This is a genomic window from Methanosarcina barkeri str. Wiesmoor (genome assembly GCF_000969985.1).
Classification (GTDB): Archaea; Halobacteriota; Methanosarcinia; order Methanosarcinales; family Methanosarcinaceae; genus Methanosarcina; species Methanosarcina barkeri_B.
In genome coordinates this window covers 4,623,599-4,638,149 of the sequence record NZ_CP009526.1, presented here as the reverse complement: position 1 = coordinate 4,638,149, position 14,551 = coordinate 4,623,599, and the positions used below count along the sequence as shown (strand labels likewise).

Below are 14,551 nucleotides of genomic sequence, written 5' to 3'. Positions count from 1 at the left end.
ATGCTATGACTCTGGAATACATCAAGAAACTGATGGGATGGTGCCCGAATGCAAAAGCATTTGAAAACGGACCCAGGATTAGTTCTGCTAATTTTGAATTATATGGTCAATCTGGAGGAGAAAAAGCCAGGAATCCAGAGATTACAAGTCGTATTTCCAAGCTTTTTTCCAGGCTTGATATTCGAATTCTCCTACCAACACTATTCATAACTCCTTTTTACATAAATTTGCTATTTCAAAAAAGTATAAATGCAGAGGCCTTCTTTTTAGGTTTTTCACTTTCTCTGCTGATTTATCTGCTTGGCTGGAAAAAGCAGATACATCATTACGATTCCCTGACGAAAAAGCCTGTTGTTGGTTCTTCCCTTAAAAAAACATTCTTCTGGGTTTTCTTAGCAATAATCTTGTTATTAATTTTGCCTATGGTTTTCTTATCTCAGATATCCTCTTTTCTTAACGTTAGATCATTGTATTCCTTAGGTGCTGGAGCCTGGATCTTTATGTGGGGAAGTTATCTTCAGTTAATTTATTGGGAAAGAAAAAACAATATGAAAATTTATGTAAAAAATGAAAAGGGATTCCAAAAGATGTATGTTATTGGGGAAAAGGAGGGAGAGATATAAATTGGGAAGCAAAATATATTAAAAAGTTGATGGGATGGTGCCCAAATGCAAAAGCATCTGAAGCCAGAAGGAATATTGACCTTGAAAATTTTGATTCCAATGTTCCGGACAGAGCAAGGGGAGATAATAGCTGTTTAAAGAACCCCGGATGGCTCCAGAGAGAAAGCAATCAAACTCTTCTATTTGCTATTTTTTTAACATTTGTTCATTTCCTTATATACAATCACATGGGCCTTCTCCCATCCTTTTTCGCACCATTACCTCCCCTATTTTATTTTGTATTTCACTGGAAAGAGCGGATTCAGCGGTTCAACGACATCGCGAAAAAACCTATTGTCCGCCATGTCTCTAAATTATCATATCTTTGGGTTTTTTTGATAATCATAGTTTTTATTGCTCCGATGATGTTGCTCACTTATATGATAATACAATCCTGGCACTTAGCCTTATTAGGACTTTCAATTCTTTGTTTTTTGATGTGGGGTTTTTATTTCCAGCAAATTCACTGGGAGAAGAAAAACCATATGAGAATTTATATTGAAAGTGAAAATGGCTTCCAAAAGGCATATGCTATTGGGGAAAAGGAGGGAGAAATGTGAGCCTTAGAGTTAAAAACATAAAAAAGCTTATGGGATGGTGTCCTAATGCCAAAGCATCTGAATCCAGACGAAACATTAGCTTTGAGAATTTTGATTCTGATATCCCGGACAAAGCAAAGGGAGATAACGGGGATCAAAGAAATCCCGGATGGCTTCGGAAAACGAGTGCTTACACTATCCTGATTAACATTTTATTTACACTTGCATATCTCCTGGCGATTAATCATCTGGGTCTAAATCTAACCTTTTTACTTGCAGGATTTTCCATTTCTGTAGCAGTTATTGTCTTTGACTGGAAGAAGCAGATGCGCAGATACGACACTCTCGCACAGAAACACATTTGTGATAACTCCTTCATGAAAAAAGTATCTCAAATAATGAATCTAATTTTTTATGCATTTCTTTTTTATTGGATTTTTTCTGGAGATGTGGAAAGGAACCATTCTATGCAAGTAATAATTTCATTTATGAGTGGTCTCCTAGTCGTAATGTGGCTTAGCTATTTCCAGCTAATATATTGGCAGAAAAAGAACCACAAAACGATTTATTTTGACAAAAGCCACGGAACATGGAAGAAGTCGTACGTAATCCTGGAGAGAAAATAAATGTCAGCTAAAGTTTTTGTTTTTGATCAGATCAAAAAGCTGATGGGATGGTGCCCGAATGCAAAACCACTTGAAACAGGATCTAGAAGTAGCCCTGTTAATTTTGAAGCATATGCTCGGTCTCGAGGAGAAAAGGCCAGGAGCCCGCTGGCTCTGAACCGTTTTTCCAGGCTTGATGTCAGACTACTCCTACCAACCCTTTTCCTAACTCCTCTTTACACAGTTATGCTGTTAGTAAAGGGTGTAAATTTTGAGTTCCTCTTTTTGGGCATTTTGTTTTCTTTGATGATAAATTTACTTTTCTGGAAAAATCAGATACGTGAATACGATGCCGCCGCAAAAAAACCCACTGTTCGTTATATCTCTAAAATAGTACTCTTCTTTGTTTTCTTCTCTCTAATTTTGTTTTTGAGTTTCCCACCTATAGTTTTCTTGTCTTACACGCCTTCTTCTATTAGCTCTCAATCAATGTATTCTTTTATTGCAGCAACCTGGATTCTTACTATGTGGGGAACTTGCCTTCAGCTATTTTACTGGGAGAAAAAAAATCACATGATAATTCATATCAAAAATGAAAATAGATTCCAAAAGACGTATACTATCGGGGAAAAGGAGGGGGGAAAGTGAGCCTTAAAGTCGAAAGTATAAAAAAGCTGATGGGATGGTGCCCTAACGCCAGAGCACCTGAAGCTAGAAGGAATATTGACCTTGAATATTTTGATTCCAATGTTCCGGACAGAGCAAGGGGAGATAATAGCTGTTTAAAGAACTCCGGATGGCTCCAGAGAGAAAGCAATCAAATTCTTCTATTTGCTATTTTTTTAACATTTGTTCATTTCCTTATATACAATCACATGGGCCTTCTCCCATCCTTTTTCGCATCATTACCTCCCCTATTTTATTTTGTATTTCACTGGAATGAGCGGATTCAGCGGTTCAACGACATTGCGAAAAAACCTATTGTCCGTTATGTCTCTAAATTATCATATCTTTGGGTTTTGATAATCATAGTTTTTATTGCTCTGCTTATGTTGCTCACTTATATGATAAGACAATCCTGGCACTCAGCCTTATTCGGACTTTCAATTCTTTGTTTTTTCATGTGGGGTTTTTATTTCCAGCTAATTCACTGGGAGAAGAAAAACCATATGAGAATTTATATTGAAAGTGAAAATGGCTTCCAAAAGGCATATGCTATTGGGGAAAAGGAGGGAAAAATGTGAGCCTTAGAGTTGAAAACATAAAAAAGCTTATGGGATGGTGCCCGAATGCCAGAATATCTGAAACCAGTCAGTACGTTAATCTTGAGCGTTTTGAGTTAGACATTCCAGCCGGAGCAGGAAGAGAAGGCGGAGATATGAAAAGTCCAGAAAGGCTCCGGAAAGCAAGTACTCGAATTCTTCTATTTGGCATTTTTTATACGTCCGTGTGTTTTCTGGTACTTAATCAAACAAGCATAAACCCGATCTTTTTACTTGCCGGATTTTTCACTGCGTTGGTTGATGTTGCATTTTACTGGAAGATTCAAATGGAAAGATACGATGCCCTGATAAAGCGGTCAGTTATTGAACATTCAGACAAGAAGAAAAGTATTATACTCACGATCCCGTATGCGCTTTATTTTGTGATATTTTTCCTTAGTATCATTGTTGGTCACGAACATATCCCGCAAGTAATAGTTTCATTCGGCGCGGGTTTACTGGTTGGAATTTGGCTTAGCTATTTCCAAATAATATATTGGGAGAAAATTAATCACGTAACGATTTATTTTGACAAAAGCTACGGAACATGGAAGAAGTCGTACGTAATCCTGGAGCGAAAATAAATGTCCAATAAAACTTTTGTTTTTGATCAGATTAAAAAGCTTATGGGCTGGTGTCCCTATGCAAAAGCACTTGATACCGGACCCCGGATTAGCTCTGCTAATTTTGAAGCAAATGATCAATCGGAAGGAGAAAAAGCAAAAAATCCAATGGTTCCAAGCCAGCATTCCAGGCTTGATACCCAACTCCTTCTACTACCAATTTTCTTAACTCCTGTTTACATAAAATTATTTCAAAAAGGTATAAATACAGAGGCTTTCCTTCTTGGCCTTTCACTTTCTTTACCGATCTATTTGCTCGGCTGGAAAAAACAGATGCATCAATACGATGCCGTGAAAATAAATCCTGTTGTTTCTCCTTCCTTTAGAAGAACGCTTGCCTGCGTGGTCTTATTCCTATTTTTGGGTTTCACTTTGCTCATGGCTTTATTGCCCTATATCTCGTCTCATGCAGTTTATCTTCTTAACGATCAGGTTCTGTATTCTTTCACTACAGGAGTTCTGATTCTTATGTGGGGCTTCTATTTCCAGCTAATTTACTGGGAGAAGAAAAACCATGTGAAAATTTATACAAAGAGAAAAAAGGGACAGCAAAAGTTGTATGTCCTTGGAGAAAAGGGGGAAGAACTATGATCCGGGAGTCCAGATACATAAAAAAGTTGATGGGATGGTGCCCAAACGCAAAAGCGCCTGAGGGAAGACAACTCATTAACTTTGAAAGTTTTGAATATGGTATTTCGAGTAGAACAGGTGGAAATGACGGAGGTCAGAAAAATCTCGGATGGCTCCAAAAAACAAATGTCCAAACTTTTCTGATTAACACTTTTCTTACACTTGCGTCTCTCCTTGTAATTAATCAACTAGGTGTAAATCTATTTTTTTTACTTGCCGGATCTTTGATTTCCCTGTTTTTCATTATATTTGACTGGAATGCTCAAATGCAAAGATATGACTCTCTGGTAAAACAACCAGTAATTGATTATTCAGGTAAGAAGACACTGTATTACATACTCGCATATGCGTTTATGATTGTGATTTTCTACTTTTGGTTTAAAGGCCAAGAACTTGCTATGCAAGCAATATTTTCATTATTGGGAGGTTCCACGGTTGCAATGTGGATTGGTTATTTCCAGCTAATATACTGGGAGAAAAAGAACCACAAAACCATTTATTTCGACAAAAAACACGAAACCTGGAAAACTTCGTATATTATCAGGGAGAAAAAATAAATGCCTGCTAAAACTGTCGCTTTTGAGCAGATCAAAAAGTTGATGGGTTGGTGCCCGGTTTACAAAAAAACAGCACAGCAGACAAAGCAATTCCATGACTTTGCAAATATGGTTCCAATCTCCGGAAAAACAGGAAACTTCTTGGAGTTCCAAATTTCGAATGTAGTTTTTCCTGCAAATACAACTATCTCTTTAGCATATTTTATGATAAGCTTCAACCTGCTCCTGCGCCTGAAGTTTCCAGAAGAAACTTTTCTTTTCCTGGTGGATCTCCTTTTATTTAACTTCTCTTATTATTTGTTAGTTCTCAAAACCTTCGAGGCGGCAGTTCTGGTAGACAGATCAGGAGTACGCCTTCAGGCCTTCAGATTGAAGAAATTTAATATTCCTTATGAAGAAATAGAAAGCATAAAGTCGTACAGGCTTGAAAAGCGTTCAAAGAAAATGTCCCTTCTCCTGATAATTGGAGGAATTGCCCTCTGCGGATTCGTGGTCTACATGGCTGTAGTAAAAGGAGAATGGAAAATACTTCTGCTATTAATCTCACTGCTCCCCCTCATTCTGTTTGCAATGGAAAAGCAAAAAACCCAATTTGGGAATTTGAATACACAGCTGTACATCAAGACTAAACACAAAAAATGATATGAGTTGGACTCTTACTATTCCTTAATCACGGATGAAACCCTGGCTGCAGAGCTTAAATCATCTATTGAAAGGCATTTGTGAAGTCGTTAGATGATTTTTGTGAAAGTCGTTAGATGATTTTTGTGAAATACTTCAGAAAACTGATGGGCTGGTGCCCGATGAAAAATTCTTTTAGAAAAGAAAAGCAAGAAAACTACTTTTCTGGTTTCAAACCGGAAAGCAGAAGCTGGCTGGCCTCCTCTCCTGCAAGTCTGCAAGAAAGTAAAGTTCTGAAAGGGCGGGCCCTGTATAGAGGCTATGGAACTGTAAAAATCATCGTTACAGCGTTAGTAATCAGTTTAATTTTGGGATTATGCAGTCCAGTAGGCTCTTTTTTCGATCTCTTTTCTTCCTTAATCCCTTATCTGGCTTTTTTGGCTTTTATTCTTTATAATCGTACTACTGTACTGTTAATTCCTGAAAAAATAATCATTCGCAGGCATCTGTTCAGGTCTCTCGTATTAAGGAAAGAGGATATCGTGCAGACTTCAGTATCTAAGAACAAAGGCAATTCTTTACGTTGGCCACTACGTTTGTTTCTCCTTGTTTTCCTTGCAATTCAACTACCTCATACCATAGAAAGTATAACCAGAGATTTGCAGATGGAAGCAGCTCCGGCTTTCATAAAACTAAGCTCAGTTATGGTAGATTTCTGGATAATTGCATATGTTCTTGTTATTTATTTTTATATCTTCGAATTCACAGTGCCCTATCAACAGATCCTTAAAATTACTACACGTTCAAACTTAAATTTGGAATTCTATACCGAAGAACCGGAAGAAATTATGTCGACCTTCAAAAATAAGAATGAGCAGAAAATTGAAAATAAAGAAGAAATAGAAAACTATCCTGGAATTGAAATTCCCTGAAGCTGGACCTACTGAAGAAATCACAAACAAACTCATTACTTTAAACTTTTAATAAGATTCTGAAAATGCTTTTCGTCCACTATCTTCTGGGTATTGAGCATACGCTTAAACTCGTCGACGCTTTTTTCCCCACCTTTCCCCTCAAGTTTGTCTTTTAATTCCATTGAAGCCCGCAGAAGCCCAGTTGCTTCTTCATAGAGGGCTTCAGCCTCTGCTTTTGTAAGCTCTTCGGTCTCTAGCAGTTCTTCGTCTACTTTTGATTTTTCATTCAATTTTGGGATAAGAGCCCTGATTTCGGCAGCTTTATCTGTATCCAATGATTCTTTCTCGCTCAGCTCTCGAACCATATCCCTGAGTCTGTACTCACGCCCATCAATCTCCACGCTTTCAGGGATTTTCTTTCCTGCCCAGGCAAAATCACTCCTGAGACTCCAGAGTAGCTTATTGCGCTCTTCGTACCCAATATATTCTTTATCTGCCTCTTCCGTATCATTATCTCTTTTTATCATGAGCAATTTCCCCTGAAGACAATAGCAGTTAAAACTGCAAAATTATATTAATTGATAATATACGAACTACACTGAACTAATATCCTGTGAATTAATTCCCGATCACTTCAGTCCTATAAGAGAACCTCAAAATAAAAACAAAGGTTGATTTTTATCCTGCAGAAAGTCATATATTTGCAGCAAATTTTCATTTATAGCAAATTTTCGGCTATATTTTCCGAAATTACGTGTTCACAGTAAAGGCAGTTTAGAGTTACCCCTTCTTCTTCGGACTGGAGCACGGAAAATTTGGATTTTATGGGTTCACTGCTATTGGAAATACAGTTTGGATTGATACAGCGTACAACACCTTCAACATAAGAAGGAAGTACAACCTTATTTTTCTGAACTACTTTAAAATCCCTTATAATATTGATAGTGGCTTTTGGAGATATGAGGGCAATCCTGTTAAGCTCTTCGACGCTGAGTTCCTTACCTTCAATCTTCACAACGTCTTTTATGCCTGCTGCGCCGGGTGCATTCATAACGAAACTGATAGTAGCTCGAAAAGCACTGGAAATCCCAAGTATACGCAGAACATTCAAGGCCTGCCCAGCCTTTATATGGTCGATCACCGTTCCATTTTCAATTGCCTGAATTTTCAGGTCTCTTTTTTCCTTCATTCAATCACTCCCGTAGCAAGAGCAAGAAGTGCCATCCGCGTAGGAACCCCATAAAAAGCCTGCTCGAAATAACATGCATATGGTGTTGAATCCACTTCAGGAGAGATTTCGTTGACCCGTGGGAGGGGATGAAGAATCTTAAGGCTAGGATCTGCGTTTTTCAGTAGGTCACCTGTAACCTTCAACTTGTTTTTGACCTTTTCATACTCTTCAGGATCAGGGAAACGTTCCCTTTGAACCCTTGTCATATAAAGAACCTCGACGTCTCCAATTATTTCTTCAAGAGCATCGGTTTCTCTAATTCGAATATTGTTCTTTTGAAGATCCCTGATAATCTCCTGGGGCATCCGGAGTTCAGGAGGCGAAACTAAGGTAATTTCAGCTCCGTACAGGGATAGGGCATGACACAGGGAATGAACTGTTCTTCCATACTTCAGATCTCCTGCCATAGCGATCTTCAGACCTTCTAGGTGGCTTTCCCTGCGAATGGTATAGAGGTCAAGGAAAGTTTGTGTAGGGTGGTGTAAAGAGCCGTCTCCACCATTGATTATAGGAACACTTGCAAATTCCGCAGCCATTCGTGCCGAACCATCAAGAGGATGACGCAAAACAATAAGATCTGCATATTTGCTGATTACGCGAATAGTATCGGCAAGATTTTCTCCTTTCATTACTGAACTTGCTTCCACAGAACCCAGGTTGAGAACCTGCCCTCCAAGTCTCTGCGCAGCAGATTCAAAAGACAGCCTTGTCCTTGTGCTTGGTTCAAAAAAAAGAAGAGCTATTATTTTTCCATCCAGCAACCGGGACCTCTTTTTACCTCTGGCCACAGGTTCAAGCTTTTCTGCCGTATCCAGAATGTAATTGATTTCTTTCCGCGAAAAGTCCTTCATAGAAATGACGTTTCTGTTCTTAAATGACATCCTATTTTCATAAAGTAGTTCCCAGAGATATAACCTTTGCTCCAGAAATTTCTAAGAGTATTGGAGTAATTAAATCATGCTTTATATCTGAGCGCTAACACGTTACTTGGACACTTTATTAATAAATTCCAGCCAGAGCTTTGCGTCTTTAACCCTCTGATTAGCGAACTTTTCCTGAAAGCGTTTCGTATTTTGTTTGAAGATTCCGCTCTCGATCTCCTTCAAATTTGTGATTGCACGCAATAAGCCTGCAGTCTCATGATAGAGATTTCTTGATTCTTCCGAAGTAAGGGTCTCTTTTTCAAGTTCTTTTTCATCCTTCATTTCCTTTGCTGAAAGCATTTCAATGCATTTATTTATCCTGGATTTCTCAGATTCGCTGAGTTCTTCTTTTTGAACCAGTTCCCATACATAGTTGTGTAGAGGATAAGTTTCTCCCTCAACCTCAACATAATTCGGGATACGCTGACCGACCCAGAAAAGGCGAGAATGCAGAGCCGAAAGCAATTGTTTGCGTTCCTCATCTGTAATATAATTTCCAGAATCATTCTTTTCGTATATTCCAAGATTTTTTTCCATCTTCCTCCCCCAGTAAATATTATAACATTAATTAAATTCCTATGATAACTGGCTAATATTTATTTTTTACCTGTGAATGCCAGATAAAACAACGCCGTGAACACAAAAACGGTCGCAAATAAACAGTCGTAAATAAAAAGAAATATAGGTAATGAAAAACTCACATATAAAAATTAGATAATTCGAGTAAAAATAAAAGGATAAATTTAAGAGAATTAAATTAAAAGAAAGAGAATTAAATTAAAAGAAAGAGAATTAAATTAAAAGAAAGAGAATTAAATTAAAAGAAAGAGAATTAAATTAAAAGAAGCGATATAAAACCCGGAAGTCCAAAAGAATAAATCCGGAGTAAAACAGGAATGAAAACATACAGGACAGCTGATATAGAAATATTTAGAAATATCAACTTTTCCTATTTCCCGCTTGAGGTGATACTATAGTTCCCATAATTCAGGTTGCACTTGATCTTCTGGAATTGGATCGTGCGGTAGAGATTGCAAAAGAGGCAATAGCAGGGGGTGCGGACTGGATAGAAATTGGAACCCCTCTGATCAAAAGTGAGGGGATGGACGCAATCCGCACCATGAGGAAAGCTTTTCCAGATCGGACGATTCTGGCAGACATGAAAACTGTAGATACAGGCGCTATAGAAGTCGAGATGGCAGCAAAAGCTGGAGCTGATGTTGTTATTGTGCTAGGGAGTGCAGATGATTCTACATTACTTGACGCACTCCGTTCATCCCACAAATATGGAGTCAGGTTAATGGCAGACCTAATTTCGGCTCCTGATCCTGTAAAGAGGGTCGTTGAACTTGAGGCTCTGGGCGTGGACTATGTTAATGTACACATAGGAATAGACCAGCAGATGATGGGAAAAGATCCCATAGCACTTCTCAGGGAAATTTCACAGAGAGTCAACGTACAGCTTGCAGTCGCTGGTGGGCTTGATGCAAATAGTGCAGTGCAGGCTGTCAAAGCTGGAGCAAAGGTCGTAATTGTTGGAGGGAATATCACCCATTCTGACAACGTAACCGAAGCCGCCAGAAAAATCCGGCAGAGTGTGGACTCCCCAGACGCTGTAGAAATCTGCAGTGTCAGCACTGTAGACCAGGAAATCAGAGAAATTCTTAAGGAAGTATCCACTTCAAATATTTCTGATGCCATGCACCGGAAAGGTGCAATGAAAGGCATTCACCCTCTGGTAAGAGGAAAAATGGTAGGAACCGCAGTTACCGTGCAGACTTTTCCTGGAGACTGGGCAAAGCCCGTGGAAGCAATTGATATTGCAAAAGAAGGAGACGTAATCGTTATTTACAACGAAAATAAGGATGTTGCCTGTTGGGGAGGGCTTGCAACCTGGAGCGCCTTGAACAAGGGAATTGCAGGTTTGGTAATAGAAGGCGCTGTCAGAGATATTGACGAAGTCGAAACCCTGGGACTTCCGATTTATACGAGCAATACCGTACCTAACGCCGGAGATCCTAAAGGTTTTGGAGAAATCAATGCTGAAATTACCTGTGGTGGTCAGGCCGTGAAGCCAGGAGATTATATAGTGGGCGATGAAAGCGGTGTTGTGGTAATTCCAGCAGAGAGAGCATACGAGCTGGCAAGAAGAGCAAAAGAAGTTTACAAAACCGAAAAAAGACTCTTCGATGAAATCAAGAGAGGCGGGACACTGTCTGAGATTATGGATCTGAAGAAGTGGGAAAAACATTGAGCAACCCTATTTTCAGGAACTCAGACAAAAAACAAGAATAAAACATAAGTAAGAACAAAAAGCGGTGAGAACAAAAAACAGTGAGATAAAAGAGACCAGATAATCATAAAAATCGAAGAAAAACAGCGAAATTTGCAGAAAAGGGTTTTACTTACCGTCTTCAGACTGAGAATAGCAGATTCTGGACAGAAGGAGAGCCCTGATAAATTTCATTTCTTCTTCCTGGCAGTTTTCACCCAATCTTGTCCGAAGCAGGGAATCCAGCTCAATTTCTAAGCTTTTCAGGGTAGCATTTATCTGCTTTTGTCTTTCAGGAGGTAAAAGTCCTCCAATACCCTTGACGTTTCCAGAAAGAGTGAGCTGTTCAAGTTGCCTGAAAATGGCTCTAGTATTCGTGCCCTGGATGTCAGCAATTTCATCGATTCCAAGCCCTTTCGTAAAAAGAGAGAAAGTTCTTTGCAGAGAATCCGTTTCAAAAGAACCGGAGGTAGGAGAATCCGCTCTGGTGACACTTGAAGCCTCTAACTCAGGCGAGATCGTTGCCGAATCTATTTCCCTGAAGCCGCATGCTGAAGAATTCCGCTCTGACCAATCCTGAATGCTCGTATCCAGATACCTTGTCTTTTTTGCCTGTAAGTTGCAGGCTTCCAAGCTGTTGATGGTGTCAGACTCAGGATCGGACATTTTAGTCCCGAATATCTCGACCTCAGCTTTGGGATTTTCATCATTTTGAACAATTTCTTTCGAGCTTATTCCTTCTTGTTCAGAGTCTTTACAAGCAACCTCTAATTGTTCAGGTTTTTCAGCAGGTTTGTCAGCAGGCTTTTCAGCGGGAACCAAACTGTAATCTCTGCAGTAGTTTTCGATTTCCTTGAGAAAAATGTCCCCGTATTTCCTTAGCTTATGTTCTCCAACTCCTGTAATAGAATGGAACTCTTCAAGGTTATGCGGAAATCTTGTAGCCATTTCCTTAAGGGAAGTATCAGAGAAAACAATGTAAGGAGGAAGATTTCTCTTTAGAGAAATTTTCTTTCTCAGAGCTTTTAACCGCTCAAAAAGGATGGGGTCAGGCTCTTTTTCGGATATTATAGTTTTTCTCGCCTCTGACGCTTTCAGGATGTCAGAAGCAACTGAAAATTTTTCTGGAAAAACCTCTTCCTCAGAGGAACTTAGATCGTCGGCTTTTTTGCCTTTTGTACCGGCCACTGTAGAAGGCATGAAACTTTCTTCAGCTTCAGGAACAAAGCCTTCAGGGCAGACAAGTTCTACTTGTTCCAGACCTTTCAGTATTTTTCTGCTCATGGCGTTAAGCTTCAATAAAGGATACTTTGTCCCACTTACGTCCAGAAGACCGGTGTTTATCATTTCGGAAGCTAATGATTTCCATTGTTCTTTTGTGAACTCCAGGCCACTGCCATGACTTTTCAACCTTTCATGACGGTTGTGCCGGATTTTTTTATTCTTTGAGCCTGTGAGGACATCAATAACATAGTTAGTACCAAAGCGCTGGTTCAGTTCCTGGACGCAGGTTATAAATTTTTTTGCAGCTTCAGTTCCGTCAAAGGTATCTTTCGGAGTAAGGCAGCAGTCACAATTCCCGCAGGGTTCTGAGAGCTCTTCACCAAAGTACTCCATCAAGGTCTGACGCCTGCATTTATTTCCCTCGCAATAAGCTACCATTTGCCTTAACTGCACTAGAGAAATGTCCTTCTCCTTTTCATTTGTCTTCTGTGAAATAAAGTACTCAATCTTGAAACGGTCCCCCCTGCTGAAAAAAAGGATACATTCGCATGGGCTTCCATCCCTTCCTCCTCTACCGGTTTCCTGATAGTAGCTCTCAAGATTTCTGGGAAGGTCATAGTGTATTACAAAACGTACGTTGGACTTATCAATCCCCATTCCAAAAGCGATTGTAGCTACTATGATTTCCACGTCATCTTTTATGAACATCTCTTGGTTTCGGTTTCTCTCGGTATCCGAAAGACCCGCATGGTAGGGAAGGGCCCTGAAACCCGCAAGGTTCAGTTTTTTTGTAAGTGCTTCGACACTATTTCGACTCTGACAGTAAATAATTCCTGCTTCACCTCTATGCCTGCGCAGGTAGTCAGTAATCTCGGAAAAAGTCTCTTTCTTTGGCCTGACTTCATAGTAAAGGTTTTTCCGGTTAAAACTGGCTACGTAAGGACCTTTTTCCGGAGGAAGATGAAGATTGAGTTGTGATATGATATCTTCTCGAACCCTTTCTGTGGCTGTTGCCGTAAGCGCAATAATTGGGATATCAGGAAAGCCTGTTTTAGGATCCCTCAAAAGTTTCAATTTCCTGTACTCAGGCCGGAAATCATGCCCCCACTCGGAAATGCAGTGCGCTTCGTCGATTGCCAAGAGGCTGACCTTTCCTTTCTTTAAAAAGGCAAGGGTTCCTGGCATCATAAGCCTTTCAGGAGCAACGTAAAGAACTTTTAACCGGTTTTCGAGAAAAGCCGTTTTTACATCCCTGTTTTCTCTGGCGCTCTGGGCACTGTTCATGCAGGCTGCAGCAATCCCGTTTGCTTCAAGCCCGTCAACCTGGTCTTTCATCAGGGAAATCAGAGGAGACACAACAACAGTAACGCCTTCCATGAGAAGGGCAGGCAACTGATAACACATCGACTTGCCCCCGCCGGTAGGCATGAGCACGAAAACATCTTTCCTCTCCAGAACATCCTTGATAATTTCCTCCTGCAATGGGCGAAAGGAAGTGTATCCAAAATACTGGTGCAGGGCTGAATACATTCTAGCGGACAGGGAAGGCATTGGCTCAAGCTCACGTTTACTTGCCTTCAAGAAATCATACTCAGTGCTCGTTTTCGAATCCCCCTGACCTGTAAAATCAATGTCATGCCAGAATATAAACCCCAGAAGATCCAGGGAAATTAAGGTATGGATACGCTTTCATACACAGCTATATCCTTAACATTCCAATTTTATAATAGATTTCTCTTATTTTTATGAAACTATTCCTCTATGGTAGGTTATTCCCGTGTAGAGAGGAATTAGATATCAGTATAAATGTGTCATGTATGGAATCATAATGCTGTGATGTTTCAAGCTCATTGTATTTAAGTTGCAGGTTTGCGGGATGAAAGTATTCAAAGGGATTAGCTGTAAGCTCTGGATGCATACCAGAGATCTCTCAAGATAGTAAAGTTTAAAAAAGGGTTTAGAAAGGACAATCACATCACCAAATTAGGAAAAAGTTTAGAAATGAAAATCACATCACCAAATTAGGAAAATTCGGAACAGGATTGAAAAGCGGTAATAAGCAAGTGGTTTACTGATTTCTAGCGTCAACATTATTAATGTTTGATCTGAGGTAAAGATAGGAAGATGAGGAGTGCGGCTACACCCAGGCACTTCTTATCTTCCTCTTAAGATAATCCCTTTTACTAACAGCTATTTTTTTTCAGTTTTCTGCAGCTTTTCATTCCTGATATATTTTTCTTGTTCCAAAAATTTAGCCCGCTTCAGTCTACAAATCCCTTGTCTTTTACCATCCACTCCAGGGTGTCAGCTATTTTTTTCTGTGACTCTGCCAGGCTTTCTAGGGACTTTTCAATGCTTTCAAGAGCATCGATAAGTTCATAGTTCTCACTACCCATTCCTATCACCAATTTCTCTCCGGTATTTTAGTAGAAATCTTTTTGGAAAAGCTTTGTATATAATTCTAATTTTTAATTTTCTAGAAAGAGCT

General features: G+C 39.6%; 17 protein-coding genes. 11 read left to right on the top strand and 6 right to left on the bottom strand.

The features are described 5' to 3' along the window. Positions 1–5 precede the first annotated feature (5 nt). The 10 genes from MSBRW_RS19100 (at position 6) to MSBRW_RS19055 (ending at position 6,431) form a co-directional block, all read left to right on the top strand. The gene (locus MSBRW_RS19100; protein WP_011306172.1) at positions 6–623 is read left to right on the top strand and encodes a DUF1673 domain-containing protein; all 618 of its coding nucleotides are present in this window, start codon (positions 6–8) and stop codon (positions 621–623) included. Next, positions 578–1,222 (top strand): DUF1673 domain-containing protein, encoded by a 645-nt coding sequence (locus tag MSBRW_RS24415; RefSeq protein WP_394298295.1) that lies wholly within the window; start codon positions 578–580, stop codon positions 1,220–1,222. Before MSBRW_RS19100 ends, MSBRW_RS24415 begins: the two co-directional genes overlap by 46 nt. Then, positions 1,219–1,827, top strand: coding sequence for a DUF1673 domain-containing protein (locus MSBRW_RS19090; protein ID WP_011306174.1), 609 nt, complete (start codon positions 1,219–1,221; stop codon positions 1,825–1,827). Before MSBRW_RS24415 ends, MSBRW_RS19090 begins: the two co-directional genes overlap by 4 nt. Continuing rightward, on the top strand, positions 1,828–2,454 hold the full coding sequence (locus tag MSBRW_RS19085; RefSeq protein ID WP_011306175.1) for a DUF1673 family protein: 627 nt from the start codon (positions 1,828–1,830) through the stop codon (positions 2,452–2,454). Beyond that, positions 2,451–3,050, top strand: a complete 600-nt coding sequence (locus MSBRW_RS19080) for a DUF1673 domain-containing protein (protein ID WP_011306176.1) — start codon at positions 2,451–2,453, stop codon at positions 3,048–3,050. The genes MSBRW_RS19085 and MSBRW_RS19080 overlap by 4 nt, the downstream gene beginning before the upstream one ends. Next, positions 3,047–3,652 (top strand): DUF1673 domain-containing protein, encoded by a 606-nt coding sequence (locus MSBRW_RS19075; protein ID WP_011306177.1) that lies wholly within the window; start codon positions 3,047–3,049, stop codon positions 3,650–3,652. Before MSBRW_RS19080 ends, MSBRW_RS19075 begins: the two co-directional genes overlap by 4 nt. After that, complete coding sequence (locus MSBRW_RS19070; RefSeq protein WP_011306178.1) at positions 3,653–4,282, top strand: DUF1673 domain-containing protein; 630 nt, start codon at positions 3,653–3,655, stop codon at positions 4,280–4,282. Further along, entirely contained in the window at positions 4,279–4,878 is a 600-nt protein-coding gene (locus tag MSBRW_RS19065; protein ID WP_011306179.1) for a DUF1673 domain-containing protein, read from the top strand. The genes MSBRW_RS19070 and MSBRW_RS19065 overlap by 4 nt, the downstream gene beginning before the upstream one ends. Further along, a complete protein-coding gene (locus MSBRW_RS19060) occupies positions 4,879–5,520 on the top strand; it encodes a hypothetical protein (protein WP_011306180.1) in 642 nt (213 codons plus the stop codon). It begins immediately after the preceding gene. Positions 5,521–5,636: 116 nt separating this feature from the next. Further along, complete coding sequence (locus MSBRW_RS19055) at positions 5,637–6,431, top strand: DUF1673 family protein (protein WP_048102661.1); 795 nt, start codon at positions 5,637–5,639, stop codon at positions 6,429–6,431. Positions 6,432–6,466: 35 nt separating this feature from the next. Here the strand turns inward: MSBRW_RS19055 and MSBRW_RS19050 are convergent, their stop codons facing one another. The 4 genes from MSBRW_RS19050 to MSBRW_RS19035 form a co-directional block, all read right to left on the bottom strand. Continuing rightward, a complete protein-coding gene (locus MSBRW_RS19050; RefSeq protein ID WP_011306182.1) occupies positions 6,467–6,940 on the bottom strand; it encodes a DUF5788 family protein in 474 nt (157 codons plus the stop codon). Between the two features lie 191 nt (positions 6,941–7,131). Further along, the gene (pyrI, locus tag MSBRW_RS19045) at positions 7,132–7,602 is read right to left on the bottom strand and encodes an aspartate carbamoyltransferase regulatory subunit (protein WP_011306183.1); all 471 of its coding nucleotides are present in this window, start codon (positions 7,600–7,602) and stop codon (positions 7,132–7,134) included. Further along, positions 7,599–8,525 (bottom strand): aspartate carbamoyltransferase, encoded by a 927-nt coding sequence (gene pyrB / locus MSBRW_RS19040; RefSeq protein ID WP_011306184.1) that lies wholly within the window; start codon positions 8,523–8,525, stop codon positions 7,599–7,601. Before pyrB ends, pyrI begins: the two co-directional genes overlap by 4 nt. Before the next feature lie 102 nt (positions 8,526–8,627). Beyond that, the gene (locus tag MSBRW_RS19035; RefSeq protein WP_011306185.1) at positions 8,628–9,104 is read right to left on the bottom strand and encodes a DUF5788 family protein; all 477 of its coding nucleotides are present in this window, start codon (positions 9,102–9,104) and stop codon (positions 8,628–8,630) included. 436 nt (positions 9,105–9,540) lie between these two features. Between MSBRW_RS19035 and hxlA the strand changes: the two genes are divergently transcribed. Then, the gene (hxlA, locus tag MSBRW_RS19030) at positions 9,541–10,821 is read left to right on the top strand and encodes a 3-hexulose-6-phosphate synthase (protein ID WP_085983078.1); all 1,281 of its coding nucleotides are present in this window, start codon (positions 9,541–9,543) and stop codon (positions 10,819–10,821) included. A gap of 147 nt (positions 10,822–10,968) precedes the next feature. On the opposite strand, the gene recQ is transcribed toward hxlA, so the two are convergent. Next, on the bottom strand, positions 10,969–13,614 hold the full coding sequence (gene recQ, locus MSBRW_RS19025) for a DNA helicase RecQ (RefSeq protein ID WP_011306187.1): 2,646 nt from the start codon (positions 13,612–13,614) through the stop codon (positions 10,969–10,971). A gap of 710 nt (positions 13,615–14,324) precedes the next feature. Continuing rightward, complete coding sequence (locus MSBRW_RS22775; protein WP_155398376.1) at positions 14,325–14,468, bottom strand: hypothetical protein; 144 nt, start codon at positions 14,466–14,468, stop codon at positions 14,325–14,327. Positions 14,469–14,551: the final 83 nt, after the last annotated feature.

Excerpts from the sequence above, each read along its gene's own strand:
- MSBRW_RS19085 (WP_011306175.1), top strand. The coding sequence starts at position 1,828 with ATGTCAGCTAAAGTTTTTGTTTTTGATCAGATCAAAAAGCTGATGGGA.
- MSBRW_RS19100 (WP_011306172.1), top strand. The coding sequence starts at position 6 with ATGACTCTGGAATACATCAAGAAACTGATGGGATGGTGCCCGAATGCA.
- pyrB (WP_011306184.1), bottom strand. The coding sequence starts at position 8,525 with ATGTCATTTAAGAACAGAAACGTCATTTCTATGAAGGACTTTTCGCGG.
- MSBRW_RS19060 (WP_011306180.1), top strand. The coding sequence starts at position 4,879 with ATGCCTGCTAAAACTGTCGCTTTTGAGCAGATCAAAAAGTTGATGGGT.
- MSBRW_RS19035 (WP_011306185.1), bottom strand. The coding sequence starts at position 9,104 with ATGGAAAAAAATCTTGGAATATACGAAAAGAATGATTCTGGAAATTAT.
- MSBRW_RS19055 (WP_048102661.1), top strand. The coding sequence starts at position 5,637 with ATGATTTTTGTGAAATACTTCAGAAAACTGATGGGCTGGTGCCCGATG.
- pyrI (WP_011306183.1), bottom strand. The coding sequence starts at position 7,602 with ATGAAGGAAAAAAGAGACCTGAAAATTCAGGCAATTGAAAATGGAACG.
- recQ (WP_011306187.1), bottom strand. The coding sequence starts at position 13,614 with ATGCCTTCCCTGTCCGCTAGAATGTATTCAGCCCTGCACCAGTATTTT.
- MSBRW_RS19070 (WP_011306178.1), top strand. The coding sequence starts at position 3,653 with ATGTCCAATAAAACTTTTGTTTTTGATCAGATTAAAAAGCTTATGGGC.
- MSBRW_RS19065 (WP_011306179.1), top strand. The coding sequence starts at position 4,279 with ATGATCCGGGAGTCCAGATACATAAAAAAGTTGATGGGATGGTGCCCA.
- MSBRW_RS19050 (WP_011306182.1), bottom strand. The coding sequence starts at position 6,940 with ATGATAAAAAGAGATAATGATACGGAAGAGGCAGATAAAGAATATATT.